Source organism: Vibrio sp. 1180_3, from assembly GCF_029478545.1.
Taxonomy (GTDB): Bacteria; Pseudomonadota; Gammaproteobacteria; order Enterobacterales; family Vibrionaceae; genus Vibrio; species Vibrio aestuarianus.
On record NZ_SJFM01000028.1, the window covers coordinates 1 to 16597 of the forward strand.

17 protein-coding genes are annotated in these 16597 nt (G+C 43.0%); 4 read left to right on the top strand and 13 right to left on the bottom strand.

The annotated features are described in order from the left end of the window. Positions 1 to 94 precede the first annotated feature (94 nt). From EYW48_RS15770 to EYW48_RS15785, 4 genes are all read right to left on the bottom strand, one after another. Positions 95 to 1069 carry a hypothetical protein gene (locus EYW48_RS15770; RefSeq protein WP_277432656.1) on the bottom strand — a complete coding sequence of 325 codons (975 nt, stop codon included), beginning with the start codon at positions 1067 to 1069 and terminating at the stop codon, positions 95 to 97. A gap of 66 nt (positions 1070 to 1135) precedes the next feature. Further along, the gene (locus EYW48_RS15775) at positions 1136 to 2278 is read right to left on the bottom strand and encodes a GGDEF domain-containing protein (protein WP_171979945.1); all 1143 of its coding nucleotides are present in this window, start codon (positions 2276 to 2278) and stop codon (positions 1136 to 1138) included. Positions 2279 to 2489: 211 nt separating this feature from the next. Then, complete coding sequence (locus tag EYW48_RS15780) at positions 2490 to 3464, bottom strand: lytic murein transglycosylase (protein ID WP_053310149.1); 975 nt, start codon at positions 3462 to 3464, stop codon at positions 2490 to 2492. A gap of 23 nt (positions 3465 to 3487) precedes the next feature. After that, a complete protein-coding gene (locus EYW48_RS15785) occupies positions 3488 to 3769 on the bottom strand; it encodes a YcgL domain-containing protein (RefSeq protein WP_053310150.1) in 282 nt (93 codons plus the stop codon). 198 nt (positions 3770 to 3967) lie between these two features. On the opposite strand from EYW48_RS15785, the gene minC reads away from it, so the two are divergent. Genes minC through minE form a run of 3 tightly spaced genes read left to right on the top strand, consistent with a single transcriptional unit; the run spans position 3968 to position 5732 of the window. Next, the gene (minC, locus tag EYW48_RS15790; protein ID WP_172531947.1) at positions 3968 to 4630 is read left to right on the top strand and encodes a septum site-determining protein MinC; all 663 of its coding nucleotides are present in this window, start codon (positions 3968 to 3970) and stop codon (positions 4628 to 4630) included. Positions 4631 to 4650: 20 nt separating this feature from the next. Then, positions 4651 to 5463 carry a septum site-determining protein MinD gene (minD, locus tag EYW48_RS15795; RefSeq protein ID WP_168522763.1) on the top strand — a complete coding sequence of 271 codons (813 nt, stop codon included), beginning with the start codon at positions 4651 to 4653 and terminating at the stop codon, positions 5461 to 5463. Positions 5464 to 5468: 5 nt separating this feature from the next. After that, entirely contained in the window at positions 5469 to 5732 is a 264-nt protein-coding gene (minE, locus tag EYW48_RS15800) for a cell division topological specificity factor MinE (protein WP_053310153.1), read from the top strand. Positions 5733 to 5840: 108 nt separating this feature from the next. Here the strand turns inward: minE and EYW48_RS15805 are convergent, their stop codons facing one another. The 9 genes from EYW48_RS15805 to EYW48_RS15845 all read right to left on the bottom strand — a co-directional run bounded on the left by EYW48_RS15805 (position 5841) and on the right by EYW48_RS15845 (position 15531). Then, positions 5841 to 7688, bottom strand: coding sequence for a M3 family metallopeptidase (locus EYW48_RS15805; RefSeq protein WP_176312987.1), 1848 nt, complete (start codon positions 7686 to 7688; stop codon positions 5841 to 5843). 31 nt (positions 7689 to 7719) lie between these two features. Further along, entirely contained in the window at positions 7720 to 8835 is a 1116-nt protein-coding gene (gene rnd, locus EYW48_RS15810; protein WP_171979948.1) for a ribonuclease D, read from the bottom strand. A gap of 95 nt (positions 8836 to 8930) precedes the next feature. Beyond that, a complete protein-coding gene (gene fadD, locus EYW48_RS15815) occupies positions 8931 to 10625 on the bottom strand; it encodes a long-chain-fatty-acid--CoA ligase FadD (RefSeq protein WP_176246111.1) in 1695 nt (564 codons plus the stop codon). Positions 10626 to 10727: 102 nt separating this feature from the next. Continuing rightward, a complete protein-coding gene (locus EYW48_RS15820) occupies positions 10728 to 11582 on the bottom strand; it encodes an alpha/beta hydrolase (protein WP_277432665.1) in 855 nt (284 codons plus the stop codon). A gap of 2 nt (positions 11583 to 11584) precedes the next feature. Then, complete coding sequence (locus EYW48_RS15825) at positions 11585 to 12217, bottom strand: Slp family lipoprotein (RefSeq protein WP_277432657.1); 633 nt, start codon at positions 12215 to 12217, stop codon at positions 11585 to 11587. A gap of 18 nt (positions 12218 to 12235) precedes the next feature. Further along, entirely contained in the window at positions 12236 to 12541 is a 306-nt protein-coding gene (locus EYW48_RS15830; protein ID WP_053310157.1) for a hypothetical protein, read from the bottom strand. A gap of 53 nt (positions 12542 to 12594) precedes the next feature. Beyond that, a complete protein-coding gene (gene tsaB, locus EYW48_RS15835) occupies positions 12595 to 13296 on the bottom strand; it encodes a tRNA (adenosine(37)-N6)-threonylcarbamoyltransferase complex dimerization subunit type 1 TsaB (RefSeq protein WP_176312983.1) in 702 nt (233 codons plus the stop codon). Between the two features lie 8 nt (positions 13297 to 13304). After that, positions 13305 to 15236, bottom strand: coding sequence for an ATP-dependent DNA helicase (locus EYW48_RS15840; protein ID WP_277432658.1), 1932 nt, complete (start codon positions 15234 to 15236; stop codon positions 13305 to 13307). 94 nt (positions 15237 to 15330) lie between these two features. Further along, positions 15331 to 15531, bottom strand: coding sequence for a hypothetical protein (locus EYW48_RS15845; RefSeq protein ID WP_053310160.1), 201 nt, complete (start codon positions 15529 to 15531; stop codon positions 15331 to 15333). A 186-nt stretch (positions 15532 to 15717) separates the two neighbouring features. On the opposite strand from EYW48_RS15845, the gene purU reads away from it, so the two are divergent. Continuing rightward, positions 15718 to 16551 (top strand): formyltetrahydrofolate deformylase, encoded by an 834-nt coding sequence (gene purU, locus EYW48_RS15850; protein ID WP_168522777.1) that lies wholly within the window; start codon positions 15718 to 15720, stop codon positions 16549 to 16551. The last annotated feature ends 46 nt before the right edge of the window (positions 16552 to 16597 follow it).

Consider the following 16597-nt stretch of genomic DNA (forward strand, 5'->3'; position numbering starts at 1 on the left):
CGCTCAATGTCGTGCATCTGTTCGAGTTGCAGTTTCTGTTGAGGAGTCAGTGTGATTTTCATGGTTTGTAGCATGATCCTGATTCTATTGAAAATCAAGCATCTTCAATGATCACGGGTATATACCCCGGCTGATATTCGACATTTGCCTGAATTATTGCCTCACCAGCTTTTAGTATTTCCATTTCTCCAGTAGCAGGATTGATGTTTAAAACATCCTGACCATCCCAAACGAAATAATTCTGACTTTTTATTGGAGCCCCGGTAATTTTATTTGCTTGAATAAATAAGCCATCACTATATTCTTGTTCAAAATTCTCATAACTTAATGTATCCGCTGACACAGCCGTTACTATAATCTTAGCTATTACACTAGTAGATTTATAACTACTATTTCCAGAGTCGGTGATAGTTACAATAGCTGTTCCTGCAAGTCCATTAGCAGTGACATTTCCTTCATGATCCACACTAATAATATGGTCATACTTAGGTTGAACCGTAAAGTTGAGTTCGCCTTTGAATCCTCTAACATTTAACTTACGCGTATTATTATCACCAAGCGTATTAAGTGTTAAGGAGTCAGCCTTTAAACTCGAATTATCCCACTTTTCAATTGTGACATTAAATATATCTTTTGCAGTTTTGTAACCATTAAGTGTAGCCGTAACGGTAACCGAACCTGGTTTTAGTACCATTAAGCTTCCATCGCCATTATCGACAACAATATCAGCTGGATCACTCGTATAGCTAACCTCACCCATTTGATTAAAAACAGTTGGGCTAAAACTATATCCAGCATAGCTAGATGACGATAATAAAGTGATATCATTTACCACAATATCAAGACGATCTTTTTCGCTTTCCAAAGAGGGAATACTGGTTGGTGGTGTAACACTCTTTGGTGTCGTAACTACATTCGAAGATGAATCCCCTTCACCTCCCCCGCATGCAGCCAACGATATCCCTATCGCCAAAACTAATCCTAATCGATTTACGCTTGGCATTAACATATAAGTCTCTCTGTAGATGATATTTGGCCAATAATAACCAGTATCAACATCTAAAAACATGAAGAGAAACTTCTACTTTCTGCTCTAATTGACAACAACATCAATGGACAAAAAAAAGGGAGAACATTACCATGCATTTTCTGATGGATTAGTGCCGTAACTCCTCTTGATTTCCGAACCAACTTCTGCAACGCAAACTTTACCTTTGCCTGCCTTTTTGGCTTGATACATAGCCCTGTCTGCAATCGTCAGGCTATCACTCAAGTCCATCTTTTCCGTGTCAACGAATGCAATACCAATACTTGCTCCAACATCGCTCACTACTTTTTTTAGTGAAGAGAGCTGCTGGCTAGAAAATAGTGCAATGATCTCATTTGCCATGTTCACGACATCCTGCTCGCTGGCATACTCTTTCACATAAATAGCAAATTCATCGCCACCGATGCGAGCAACATCATATGCACCTAAGCTTTGTTGTAGATATTGCTCTGCCACGGCTTTCAACTTTAAGCCAAATTCAGCTAGGACGATGTCGCCATAATTATGACCATAGCGATCATTAATGTTCTTGAAATTATCTAAGTCGATATAAATTATTGCGCTTTGGTAGTGATGAGTTAATTGCATGGAATGATAAAGTACCGAGTTGAAACTAGAACGGTTAGCCAACTTGGTCAGTGAGTCAATATAAGCGAGTTCATGAATACCTTCCTCATGCATTTTAAGTATGTAGTCATCCATTTGAGACTGAAAATAAATCAAGATATGACACATGCCACTTAATGCAATCAATGTAATGACCAAGCGGATACTCATCACATGAGAATATTCGTAGATCGACAATTGGAAAGCGAGCGTTATAAAAACACCAGTAATAAATAGAAAGGAAAGAAGTAAACCATGCTTAAATTGATTAATAAATATTCCGATTGCGGCAAGCGGATATACCCACATTACCCCCGTACCTTCATATCCACCAGTTATGACAAGGTATAAGCTTAAAGAGTAAATAATCGCAGAAAGGCAAACCAAGCCAACCGTTCGCCAACGTGTCAATAGCCAAACCGTCAACAAGCCAAAACCCGTATAGAACGCTAAAGTCGTTGCCAGTAACGTTTGACCTTTATAAAAACAATAGCCAGAAAAAACACCAAGAAACACTATACCAAATAGCGTCAAAGCAAAAACCATCATCCGTTGCCGGTGATGTTTTGTTAGAACTACTTCAGATAGTTTATCCGCTACAAAACTGTGAACGTCATGCGCCACCGAGATTCCTCTGTAAAGTGCTACCACCAGCTGTTGCTAGCAAGTAATTTCGACCGCAAAATACAACCAAAAATGTGATTTCAGTTCAAAATAACTAACATGATAGTAACCAAAATAAAAGTAAACCACCACAGCACTATTCACAAAATTATAAATTTTTAAGCAATGAGTTGAATTCATCACACTGGTTGAGTAATGAATTCAACTGCAACTAAAAACTGGCGATGCGGTCTGCTAAATGGCTAACGGCGAGCGCAAAATAATACGAACGATTCCACTTCATTAACACGTTGTAATTGTTATATACCAAATAAACTCGACCAGCTTCATCGTCTGGCATGATCAACCAAGCTTGAATATCGTCTGTTAGCGTTGGCAACGGGCGGCCATCATAACGAGTAACACCTAGCTTGGACCACTCTTGCAGGAATTTGCCTTTTTCTGACTGACGTCCTTCTAGCTCATGGTCAAATCCCTTCGGGATTTTTACTTGGCGGCCCCAAGTGTATTTATCATCCCAACCTGATTGGCTTAAGTAATTGGCCGTTGAAGCAAACACATCTTCTTTAGTGCCCCAAATATCTTTTTTGCCATCACCATTGCCATCAGAAGCGAAGGCCAAAAATGAACTAGGCATAAATTGACATTGGCCCATTGCACCTGCCCATGACCCTTTCATGTCGTCAGCACTGATATGACCTTGCTGTAGAATCTGCAGTGCAGCCATCGTCTCTTTACGAAAAAATGCCTCTCTTCTACCGTCGTAAGCCATGGTCGTTAAAGCATCAATAACACTATAACCCCCCGTCAATGCACCGAAATTACTTTCCACTCCCCATAGCGCTACGATAAAACGAGGTTGTACACCATACAGTTTGCCAATACGGCTAAGTTGATCATAGTGCTTTTCATACAAGGCTTTGGCTTGGTTTACTTTCCAATCTGGCACTGCACGGGGAATATATTCGTCCAGCGTCAATTTTTTTTCTGGCTGATTGCGATCCGCTTTGACCGCACGCGGCTTGTAAGCAACATCTTTGAAAGCATCGCTTAAAATTTGCTCTGAGATCCCTTCACTGCGCGCTTGCTGTTTTAAGCTTTCGACATACTGTTCGAAACTGACTTCATTCGCCATTAACGGCGCAGTAAGACTCAAACCTAATACGACTGACAATAATTTTCTCAAATCGCCCTCCTTGAGCTAAAAACCTAACGGCCTTGTTGCTGAGCTTTTTGCTGTTTGTAGTTTTCAAGTAAATTTTCTGGTGGCGGTGGTAACTGTAAGAAATAACCTTCATTTTCCAAAGACTCTTTCACTTTCTCAATGTTGACCTGAGCAAGTGTCCGTCCTTCTAATTTCACTACCATAACCAAAGTAGGTTTACCGAACATCTGCATCAGCGTGTCAGGGACCTGTGAAAAATCGTCTTTTTTCGGAATATAAAGATAGGTACCTTCTTTTTTTGAGCCTTTGTAGATAGAACAAAGCATGACAACCCTTTCTTGTAATAAATCGGCTTTTTAAGCAGATTAAGTGATAAACGTTAAATTTTCGCCAAATTTGAGATTAATACAAACATTTGGCAGTAGATAACTTGCTGAGCCAAGTGAGTAAATATAACATGACAACCCTAGTTTCAGGCAACGCCCTTTCTAGTGAAGCCATTAGTTATTGAGGTCAAAAATAAGATGTCCAATACTCCTGACCTAAAAGGTAGCAGTTTTACTTTGTCAGTTTTACACCTTTGCGACAATGAAGTTGCCAATACCATTGAGTTTCTCAAGGAAAAAGTAACCCAAGCCCCAGCTTTTTTCGCATCAGCCCCGGTGGTTATTAATATTGCCAAGGTAATGGGCGAGCTTGATTTCATCATGCTAAAACAGGGGATAAGTGAAGCAGGAATGATTCCGGTAGGAGTGACTGGCTGTAAAGATAAACGCAGCCAAAACTTGGCATCAGAAGCCGGTTTTGCCGTGATGAGCGCAAGTAAGTCCCCTGCTCAAGCACCCGCAAAAATGGCACCGACCAAAGTCGTTCGCACTCCAATTCGCTCTGGACAGCAAGTGTACGCTAAAGATGGCGATTTAGTGATCCTAAACCATGTCAGTGCTGGAGCAGAAGTAATTGCTGATGGCTCTATACATGTTTATGGCACATTGCGAGGCAGAGCCATCGCAGGCGCAAGCGGTCAAGCCGAAGCACGAATTATTTGTCACGATTTACAAGCTGAGCTGGTATCCATTGCTGGTAATTACTGGCTTAGTGATCAAATTGAAAGTGAGTTTTGGCAGAAGAAAGTGATGCTCAGCATGGTTGATGACTCACTACACTTCGAAACGCTCACGATTTAAAAATTAACAAGGAAAACATAATGGCACGCATTATTGTTGTAACGTCAGGAAAAGGCGGCGTAGGTAAAACGACCTCAAGCGCAGCCATCGCATCAGGTTTGGCTTTGAAAGGTAAAAAAACTGCGGTTATCGATTTCGATATTGGTTTACGTAACCTTGACCTTATCATGGGGTGCGAACGTCGCGTTGTGTATGACTTTGTCAATGTCATCAACGGTGAAGCTACGCTCAACCAAGCGATGATCAAAGACAAGCGCACAGACAATTTATTCATTCTTCCCGCATCACAAACTCGCGATAAAGATGCGCTGACTAAGGATGGCGTCAAGCGCGTACTCGATGAACTCGATGCGATGGGTTTTGATTTCATCATCTGTGATTCTCCAGCAGGTATTGAGCAAGGCGCGCTAATGGCACTTTACTTTGCCGACGAAGCCATTGTGACCACTAACCCAGAAGTATCTTCGGTGCGAGATTCTGACCGCATTCTTGGGATTTTAGACTCAAAATCACTGCGCTCAGAACAAGGTCTAGAACCAGTCAAACAGCACCTGCTTCTCACGCGTTATAACCCAACACGCGTGACGCAAGGTGAAATGTTGAGCGTGGAAGATGTTGAAGAGATCCTACACATTTCTCTACTGGGTGTAATTCCAGAAAGCCAAGCTGTGTTAAATGCTTCCAACAAAGGCGTACCAGTTATTTTTGACGAACAGTCAGATGCAGGCCAAGCTTACGGTGACGCAGTTGAGCGTCTATTAGGCCAACAAGTTGATTTTCGCTTCGTCACTGAGCAGAAAAAAGGCATCTTTAAACGACTATTTGGAGGTTAAGCACTATGTCACTACTTGAGTTCTTCAGACCACAAAAAAAGACATCAGCTAATCTTGCGAAAGAACGTTTACAGATCATCGTTGCGGAGCGTCGTAGCCAAAGTGACCCAGCACCGACTTATTTGCCGCAGTTGAAAGAAGATATTCTAAAAGCCATTGCTAAATATGTTCCCATCGACCCTTCCATGGTTGAACTGACATTTGAGCATAAAGGAGATGATATTGCTGTGTTGGAATTGAATGTCAAATTGCCAGATGAAGAGAAATAAACTCGGCTTTAAATTGAGTTAAACACTGATCGAGAAAAAGCCTGCTAAAATGCAGGCTCTTTTATTTGCATGGCACTAGCACCTTAAGCAGTTAACAACACTAACAGCTTAACAACCATAATGTTGTGCAATGTACTGCTCGAACTGGCGGCACATTTCATCGTCAGAATGAGTATTACTGGCTAATTCTTGTGCTCCATCGACCACTTTAATTGTGGCATTGAGTGAGGCTGGTTGAATTTGCGTTCTATCAGCTAGACGCTCTATCTTCTGTAACTCTTGTTGCCATGCTTGCTCAACCGATAGGTTACAGACGTCCGCTAAGTATTTAGCATTAAAACCTTCACCAGTCAGTTTCTCGATGGTTTGATTATGCGACACACTATTTCCGGCTTGCCAATAATGTTCGGCTAACAATGGGCCAATTTCAGGATTGTCAGTCAGGTAACCGAATTTTTGAGTGAAGAAAGCTCGTGTTTGATATACCGCCATGTGTGCCAACAAATAACCTTGATAAGAGCACGATGCTTCATCGGACAATAGATGAGGAATCGCCATCAATGGACGTGGACTGCAAGCCAGACCGAGAATTTTTTGTTCCGTAGCTCGAGCAAGAGCGGTAACACGTTCTGCTGTTAATTCCTCTTCACTTAATTCATACAATGCGCGTTCAAAATATGGCACCACCAAAATGCTACGTTCTTCATATGCTTTAAACGGTTGACGGCTCTTGATCATCGCTTGAATAATTGAATCAGGTACTGGGTTACCTTGAGCATCAAGCGCATAGCTTTTTAGCCAATCAGCATCAGTGAGCAAGCTATCACAGAACATTGATTGTGTTTCAGCATAAGCCATTGAGGTTGGCGCAAACTCTTGAGAGAAACATGGCGCATTCATCTTAACATTAGCGAAATGTGCAGCATGCCCACCTTCATGGAATAAGGTATTGATGCCATCATAGCCACTTCCAACTTGGTCAGGTTTTGCATTACTAGTAAAGTTGACCTTCGCCGCAATCCACTTTCCTTGGTCATAAAATGATGGCACGGGTCCATGACAAAAACCATTAGGATACTTGCCTTTGCGATCAAGTAAGTCGAGCGTCAATTCCGCGCCAGAATAATCAATATTTAAACGACCAAAGGATTCAATCCAACGGCGCAACGACTGTGAAAATGGCACGTAAGGGTCTAATTCACGCATCACATCACCGGCAAAAGAATACACAAAATTATGCCCTGCGAGTGCTTGCTCCCCTTTTGCTTGTACCAGCATCGCTAAGCTGCTCTGATGACTATCGCGGGTACGCTGTTCAAAATCGTCTAAAATATTAAACAGTTGCTCGGTTGTCATTTGCTCCGTTTTGTTGATTGAATAATCAAAAAAGCTTTTATATCCAAGTGACTGAGCAAACCGATTACGCCGCTTCACTAACTCTAAAAAGCCGTTTTGCAATAACCACTGTTCAAGATCTAGCAAGGCTTGATGAGCACTTTGGCGAACAGCTTCATGGTTATTGGTACGAATCGTCGAGCCAACAACTGGCAATGATCCCTCAATACGTTGACCTTGCTCACTAGTAAATGTCATCACATGGTTTTGTTTTTTCTCAAACAATTCAGCTTCAAATTTAATTAAATCAGCCTTTAACGTTTGAGCGTGTTCTGACTCAATCGCATGCGCTTGAAACATGGCGAGCCAACCATTTAAACCAATAACTGTATTTTGCTTTTCTTCTTCGTTAGTAATACGTTCCGCTTGAACCAATTGCTGCTTTATTTCAGCAATATGCCCTGCGTCGCTGAGAAATTGCGTCCAACGAGTTTGAGCTTGAGTCGAGCCTTGATGATCATCACTGATACCCATATAGGTATCCCAAAAGAAATCTTCTTTCGTGCGATGAATGGCAAGATAACGTTGGTTCAAATCATTAAGATAAGCTGTTGCTGTCATTTTGATCCTTAAAATGGTTGGCCTTGAGAAATTAAACAAGTTTATTAAGCTTTTCACCTAAGATAGGTAAACGCCAGCCTTGCATAACATCCGGTAATTTTTCAGGGTTTCGCTCTTTCTTCCACACCCAACTTAACAGTTGATTCAACTGTTTTTTCGATGCCAAAAACTCTGTCGCTAATCCTGTTGTTTGAGAAACCGCTTTGACTTCATCTTTCAACTTTTTAAACAGTTGTTTATAACCTGGGTAGTCCATCAACGGTTCGATTTGAGGCGGATATTGGTCAGCAGAGATTTGTTGCCCCGCTTTGACCAAGGCGATGATTTTGTCACTATGGCGACGAATCCCTCGTGGGTCAGCCCCCTCCTCAATCATACGATTAGGGTTAGTCAGCCCCAAGCGAGCGATGGTGAGCAAATCGGCTTCTTTAACCACAAAATTTAACGCTAAATCTCGGCGCACCGCTTCTTCATAACGCCACGTTGCCAACGGTTTCAGAATTGCCAACTGTTTCGGTGATAGCTGCCATGCCCCTTTAAGATCAAGATAAGCAAATTCAGGATTGGTATTCTTAATACGTTTAACCGTGAGCAGTTCTGATTCTTGCTGCGCAGCATCCCACCAGCCAGCTTGAGTCACTTTTTCCAACAGTTGTTGATACATGGGTAATAAGTAGAAAACATCAGCGGCAGCGTAATCTAACTGCTTTTGCGATAATGGACGGGCAAGCCAGTCAGTTCGCGACTCACTTTTATCCAACTCAACCCCAACAAATTCGTTCACCAGTGCGGCAAAACCGGTGGAGAGTCCATGACCTAAAAATGCCGCCATCACTTGCGTATCGACCATAGGGAAAGGAACACAACCAAATGCGTTGTGGAAGACTTCTAAATCCTCACCGCAAGCATGTAGCACCTTTAATACAGAGACATCTTGCAACAACTCAACAAACGGAGCCATATCGTCAAAAGCCAATGGGTCAATTAATGAGAGATTCTCACCGTCGTACAACTGGATAAGGCCGAGCTGTGGATAAAAGGTACGGACACGGACAAATTCGGTGTCGAGCATCACTAAGTCTGCATCACGTGCGGCAAGGCATACTCGCTGAAGGTCGTTCAATTGGGTAATGATTTGATAATTCACAAATGGCTCACTTTGGGCAGCCCACGATGGGGGACATAAAAATGCCGACAATTTTGTCGGCATTCTATCATTATTTTCTATTGCTGGCTTGACGCTTATGCTCGCTTTGCTTCTGCTTGCTGAGCTTCATTTTCTTCGCGCAATACTCGGCGCAGAATCTTACCAACGTTAGATTTAGGTAAGTCTTCCCTAAACTCAATCAATTTAGGCACTTTATAACCCGTCAAATGCTTACGGCAATGCGTAATAATTTCGTCTTTGGTTAGGCTAGGATCTCGTTTGACAACATAGATTTTCACCACTTCACCTGATACTTCGTGTGACTGTCCAATCGCTGCAACTTCCAGTACCTTGCCATGCAGGGCAACGACATCTTCAATTTCATTTGGATAAACATTAAAACCAGAGACTAAAATCATGTCTTTTTTTCGGTCAACGATATACAGCATGCCTTGTTCATCAAACTTCACAATATCGCCAGTAGATAACCAACCATCCGCATTGATGACTTCTTTTGTCGCTTCAGGTCGCTGCCAATAACCTTGCATCACTTGTGGTCCGCGCACTTGCAGCTCACCCACTTGGTCATACGCTAAGACATTACCTTCATCATCAACAATACGGACTTCAGTCGACGGCACTGGCAAACCGATAGCACCAGAATAATCACTTAAATCATAAGGGTTACCAGTTACCAAAGGAGCACATTCAGTTAAACCATAACCTTCAAGCAAATGAATCCCGGTTACTTTTTTCCACTGCTCAGCAACAGCGCGCTGCACTGCCATACCGCCACCTACTGATAACTTAAGATTTTTAAAATCAAGTTCATGGAAATCTTCGTTATTGACCAGTGCATTAAAGAGCGTATTCACCCCAGTAATGGCAGTAAAAGGGTATTTTTGCAGTTCTTTAATAAAGCCTGGAATATCTCTTGGGTTGGTAATCAAAAGGTTGCGACCACCCATTTCGACGAACAGCAAACAGTTTACGGTTAATGCAAATACGTGATACAGCGGTAATGCTGTCACCACAAGCTCGCGCCCTTCAGCTAAAACAGGGCCATAAGCACCTTTAGCTTGCAGTACGTTGGCAATCATATTTCTGTGGGTCAAGATTGCACCTTTCGCGACCCCAGTAGTGCCACCGGTGTATTGCAAAAAGGCGATATCATCACCCGACATAAATGGTTTCACATATTGCAGACGACGACCTTTATGCAATGCTTTACGCATTGAGATTGCCCCTGGCAGATCGTATTTTGGTACCATCCCTTTGACATATTTCACAACGAAATCAACGAGCGTACCTTTGGCTCTTGGTAACATCTGCCCAAGGCTTGTGAGTACCACGTGTTTAACCGGGGTGTTATCTACGATTTGCTCTAACGTGTTGGCAAAGTTAGACACAATAACGATGGCTTTTGCATCGGCATCATTGAGTTGATGTTCAAGTTCACGAGGGGTATATAGTGGGTTAACGTTAACTGCAATCATGCCTGCACGAAGCACACCAAATAATGCGACGGGATATTGCAGCAAGTTTGGCATCATCAATGCTACTCGATCGCCTTTTTTCAGCTTTAGCTCATTTTGTAAATAAGCGGCAAAAGCACGGCTGCGCTCTTCCAGTTTACGGAACGTCATCACTGAGCCCATATTCATAAAAGCGGGCTGGTCGGCATACTTATGGACAGATTGTTCAAACATTTCCACCAAAGATGGATACGTATCTGGATTGATGGTTTCCGGTACGTCACTTGGGTAACGTGAAAGCCAAGGTTTATCCACGGTAATACTCCTCGTTATTGGCTGCTGCTCTACGGCAATATTTTTATTTTTGCTATTACAGCACAGCCAAAGCGTATGAGCACGAAACACTCAAACACTTGTTTAAATTTTGTTAACTAAGCCAAAGATTAGTTCTGCGACTTGCGAAGGTTGTTCAAGATGGCAATGATGACCACCAGAAATAGTGAACATTTCACAGTGATTATTGGCTAAACAGTCACAATTTTGCTTTAAATAGCCAAAACCTTGATCGCCAAGAATGACCCGATGTGGACATTGGATTTGCCCTGAAAATTGCCGAGCATGCTCAAACGACATCCTAAATAGTGAGTCACTATTTAACTTTACGTCGTGCCGCCAAACCCACTGTTCGCCTCGCTGTTCTATTCCTCGCTCGACAACAGGACGAATCAATTTCGTATCCAAGTGATTGACTGCTGATCGGCGATCTATCGCATCTTCCAAGGTGGGTAGTGAACGTTTTGGCTTACGTCGGATCCGTTGTCGACTCAGCACACCATTACGTAACCTAGTTACGCTTTTATCTGGCGATTCAGCTAGTGGCCCCACCCCTTCAATTTGAATTAATCCTGCGACTTGCTCAGGAAAGGCGGCACTATAGCAACTTGCGATTAAAGCACCAAGAGAATGCCCAACCAACACTAACCTGTTTGGTGACAAATTAAGCAAAAGTTGGTAAATGTCGTCAATATAGTCGTGAAAAGGGTAAAAATTGTCGTTTGATTTATGGCTTGATAGGCCATGACCAGGAAAATCGATTGCGCAAAGGTGTGCGCCAGAAAGCCGCCAACTTAACTCATTGATAGTAGTTAAAAAACTGGATGAGTTATCTAGCCAACCATGTAAAAAAACGACCGAGACTTCGGCCGTTTGTGCATTGCCAATTTCCTGTGATGCAATGTAACCTTGCTCAAGGAAATAACGCTTTTGTTGAATGTTCATTTGACCTGTTGAACCACACGACCTTCTCGGGAACTTGGGGCTCTTTGACGGCAGTATAGACCATTGCACAGTGATAAATAGGAGCCGACTTCATTAACAATGACCCGTTCCTCAATACGCCACAAATGAGCGCCTTTGACCGCCATTACAGGAAAGGTATATTGATATTCACCCACTTTCTTTTGCTCTGCGGGCGAACCAACCCCAATAACCGTAATCAAACGACCGTTAGCATAAGTAACAGGATCGACAAAACCGTCGATGTAACCAACAAAGCGACCTTGAGGCTCTTGACTAATATCGGGCTTTCCAGATGAACTAATCGGTAAGTTCACCACCTCAATACGCGTTTGATTGGTTAAGTTCGTGACATTGGCAATCACACCGCCAAGCCGAACTTCACTGCCCACAGCAGCTGAGCTATTTACCCAACTGCTGTAGTCGGTAAACACATTCTCACCGCTTGCTTTGAGGTTTTCCGGCAAACTAGAACAGGCGCTAATTAGAAGCACGGAAGATAAAAGCAGTAATATTCTACCAATACAGGAGTGACGAAGTAGCTTGTTACTAATTGGTGTTTTATGGATAAAGGTTCTATGGGTAAAAAACCTTTTGCTCGCAGCGTGCATGATAATGACCTTATTATGTTAGATGTAAATGTCGACCCCAAGCATCTGAGCAAGTTCCTCTTTTTTTGCTTGATTCATCACATCCATATACTCTTCCATCGCTTTTCTGGCTCGCCCTTCGGGTAAATCATATTCTAGGGTTGCGCGCTGAATATCAGCTTCTTGTACTTGACGGATCGAATGAGAAACAGCATTAGCCACCTTGGTTGTTTGACCAACCGCAGCTTTAGTATCGCCTTTTCTTACCTCATTTTTCTTATTTGCTCTATTGGTCTTATTCGACCCCGGCACTATCGAAGGAGGTAAACCATTAATTGAAACCATACTGTTCCTGTTCTATTTGAGTAGAATTGGCATACAACCCTACTCACGGTGAATCATTCGCGGCCAGGTAGTTTTTTCCAAGCTACTTTGTCTCGTAAATAGACTGGGCTAGACTCTTCTACCGATGTGGTATTTCCCTTGGCAAACTCATACTGTGCAAGATAAACAATATCTTGCGCATCTGGGTAAAGTACTTCGCCCATTTCACGAACAATGGATAACGATTCCAGCGCCTCAGCATACGCCGCCCAACCAGTACCTGCGCAACCCCAAGTTTTATCATCTGCCGCTAACTGCTGGCTTAGCACACTCGGTGGAATCACGCATTCGCTGTCGACTTCACTCCAAGAGCCATCTTCTTGACGCTGGTAGCGCCCCCAATACACTTCACTCATTCTGGCATCAATAGCACACGCAACCTGTTGATAACCGTGTTGGCGATAGGTACCTTGCGCCATTGCTGCCAAGGTTGAAATACCGATCATTGGTAAGTCGGCACCAAACGCTAAACCTTGTGCAATTCCAATGCCAATGCGCACTCCGGTAAAACTTCCCGGACCACGACCATAAGCTAATGCATCCAGTTCTTGTAAGCGGATGCCTGCTTCTTTTAGAACCGAATCGACCATTGGCAGGATTTTTTTGGTGTGATCACGTGGTGCAACTTCACTGCGAACATACAGTTTGTCGCCAACCATCAATGCAACAGAACAGTTTTCTGTTGCTGTGTCTAAGGCAAGAATTTTTGCGCTCATTACTATCTCTAATTATTTTGTGTTGTTACTGAAATCTGACTAAGGAAGTCTTTCACTTTATCCAAATCTCGCGTACGAGGAATGGGCGGTAAACTGGCAAGGAATACCCCACCATAATCACGGGTCACTAATCGGTTATCACAGATGATGAGCGCCCCTTTGTCGTTCTTGTCTCGAATCAAACGCCCTACGCCTTGTTTTAGCGTGATGACCGCGTCCGGTAATTGTACTTGAGAAAATGGGTCTCCGCCTCGCAAACGGCAATCTTCAATTCGCGCTTTTAATAGCGGATCATCAGGTGCAGTAAACGGAAGTTTGTCAATAATAACACAGCTCAAGGCGTCACCTCTAACATCAATCCCTTCCCAAAATGCGCCAGTTGCCACTAACAACGCGTTCCCTAGCTCCATAAACTCCGCTAAGGTTTTTTGCTTACTGGTTTCCCCTTGTAAAAGTACTGGAACCGTTAGTACTTCTCTAAAACGCTCTCCTAATTCACGCATCATATTGTGTGAGGTACATAAGAAGAAACAGCGTCCTTGGTTTTGTTCTATAACAGGCGCAAGAATTTGCACCAACTTATCCGACAGCCCAGCACTATTGGGTTCTGGTAAATAACGCGGCACACACAGCTTGGCTTGCTGCTCATAGTCAAACGGGCTCGGCAAAGAAAATTGCGCCTGCGGCTTCAAGCCTAAACGATGGGTAAAATGGCTAAAATCATCGTTCACCGCCAACGTCGCGGAGGTAAATATCCACGAACCTTGCTTGAGTTCTATCTGCTCATGAAACTTATCCGCCACAGAGAGGGGGGTAATATGCAAACTAAAGTGACGCGGTGTCGTGTCATACCAATAGGAATAACCGGTAATAGAAACATCACACACTCGGTCGATACGCCCTTTAATAAGGTTAGCTCGCTCAAACGCGGTATCTAATAATTGACTACGCCCTAAAGCCAGTTTCAGGACATCAATCGCAAAATCTAAACTCTCACGCAATCGACTTAATTCACGTGCAACAGATGGGGAAGATAAGGCTTCACGCCAATTGCCTCTAAAACCCGGTTCGCCCAATACAATACGCAATTCCATCGCCGATTGAGTTAGTTTATCGCCTACTTTTTGTAACTGGCGCATATCCTTAGCTTCAGTGCGATAACCGATTTCAATCTCTTTCGCTAGCTCTTGAACTTGGCGACTTGAGACAGACTGACCAAAATATTGACTGGCAATATCTGGCAATTGATGTGCCTCATCGAAGATGAACACCTCCGCCTCAGGGATTAATTCGCCAAATCCGGTTTCTTTGATAGCAAGATCGGCGAGGAAAAGGTGATGATTAACCACAACCACATCAGCATCCATCGCCTTTCTTCGCGCTTTGGATACAAAGCAATCAACGTAGCTTGGGCACTCTTTACCTAGGCAGTTATCATTGGTCGAGGTAATGGTTGGGATAATTAAGCTATCTTCAGGCAGTTCATCGCATTCGCCCAAATCACCGCTTTTGGTCTCTGATGACCAACTACGAACTTTAACCAATTGAGTCAACAATTGCGGATCTGCTTCATTGGTGTGACTTTCAATCATTTGTCGGCTTAATCTATCAAGGCACAAATAGTTCGCACGACCTTTTAACAATGCGACATTGCCAAAGAAACCGAGAGCATCAACCATTAGCGGTAAATCTCGGTGAAAAAGCTGTTCTTGTAGGTTTTTAGACCCTGTACTAATGATGATTTTTTTGCCACTGAGCAATGCAGGGACAAGGTAAGCGAATGTTTTCCCTGTTCCAGTTCCCGCTTCAACCACCAATTGTGATTGCTGGGTAATGGCCTTGGCCACAGCTTCAGCCATATCAATTTGCGCTTGTCGTGCTTGAAAACCGGGAATGGCTTTACCGAGTGCACCCTGCGAAGAAAAGGTTTTTGCGATCATCTAAAAATAGGGGTAAGTATTCGTTGCGGGGCATTATGGCAGGTTTCATGAATCGGCGCGAATCGAACGATGACTCACGCCGGTTAGGGATGTTCTATTTGCGATTGAGGTAACGTGACAGCCACATCGGCGCTTCATAGCCACTTTCAGCTTGGGTCATTGCTTTAGCTGCGTCGGCCGGTGATGCTCGGCTCTCCCACATGTCTTCCAAGATAATTTCATCGATCTGCTGATCGCCCATCAATGCACTCACTCTTTCGACGTACAGTTTACGTGCAAGGAGTTCTTTATCCATAAATACCGCCTTAAGACTCTCATGAAGAAGAAAATAAGCTAAAGCCTAACGGTTAACCCGTTTATTTATTGAAACCAACTTGATAATAGATTAATTATAGCCCTTATATTGTGGAGTGCGTCACCGTTCATGCGCGCTCGAATTAGTTTTTAGAATAAAAGAATTCAATCACGGAAGTATTAGATAATGGAAAGAAAGACTCTCCTGACTCATTGTAGCGATGCACCAGGCTTAATCTCAAAAATCACCAACATTTGTTATAAACATCAACTCAACATCATCCAAAATAATGAGTACGTTGATAACACAAGCGGTCACTTTTTTATGCGTACCGAACTTGAAGGTTACTTCAATGATACGACGCTTCTTGCTGACCTTGATCAAGCTCTACCAGCTCAAGCCAAGCGTAAACTCGTAGATTCATCACGTAAACGCGTAGTGATTTTGGTCACAAAGGAAGCACATTGCCTCGGTGACATTTTAATGAAGAACTTCGATGGCAGTTTAGATGTCGAGATTGCCGCGGTTGTGGGCAACTACGATACTCTACAAAGTCTGACTGAACGGTTTGATATTCCTTATCACTGCGTTTCTCACGAAGGACTAAACCGCTCTGAGCACGAAGAAAAACTGCTTGAAGTGATCAACCAATATCAGCCAGATTATTTGGTTCTTGCGAAATACATGCGCGTGCTGACACCGACATTTGTTGAGAGCTATCATCACAAAATCATTAACATCCACCACAGCTTTTTGCCAGCCTTCATTGGTGCAAAACCCTATCAACAAGCCTATGAGCGTGGCGTTAAGATCATCGGTGCAACAGCACACTTCGTTACCAACGATTTAGATGAAGGCCCAATCATCAAACAAGATGTCATTCCTGTTGATCACACTTTTAGTGCAAAAGATATGGCACAAGCCGGACGCGATGTAGAAAAGAATGTATTGAGCAAAGCACTCAATAAAGTCGTAAACGATCACGTTTTTGTGTACGGCAACAAAACCGTTATTCTTTAGGTACTTTGACCGAAGAAAAACAAATTAGATACCATCAAAAAAAGCG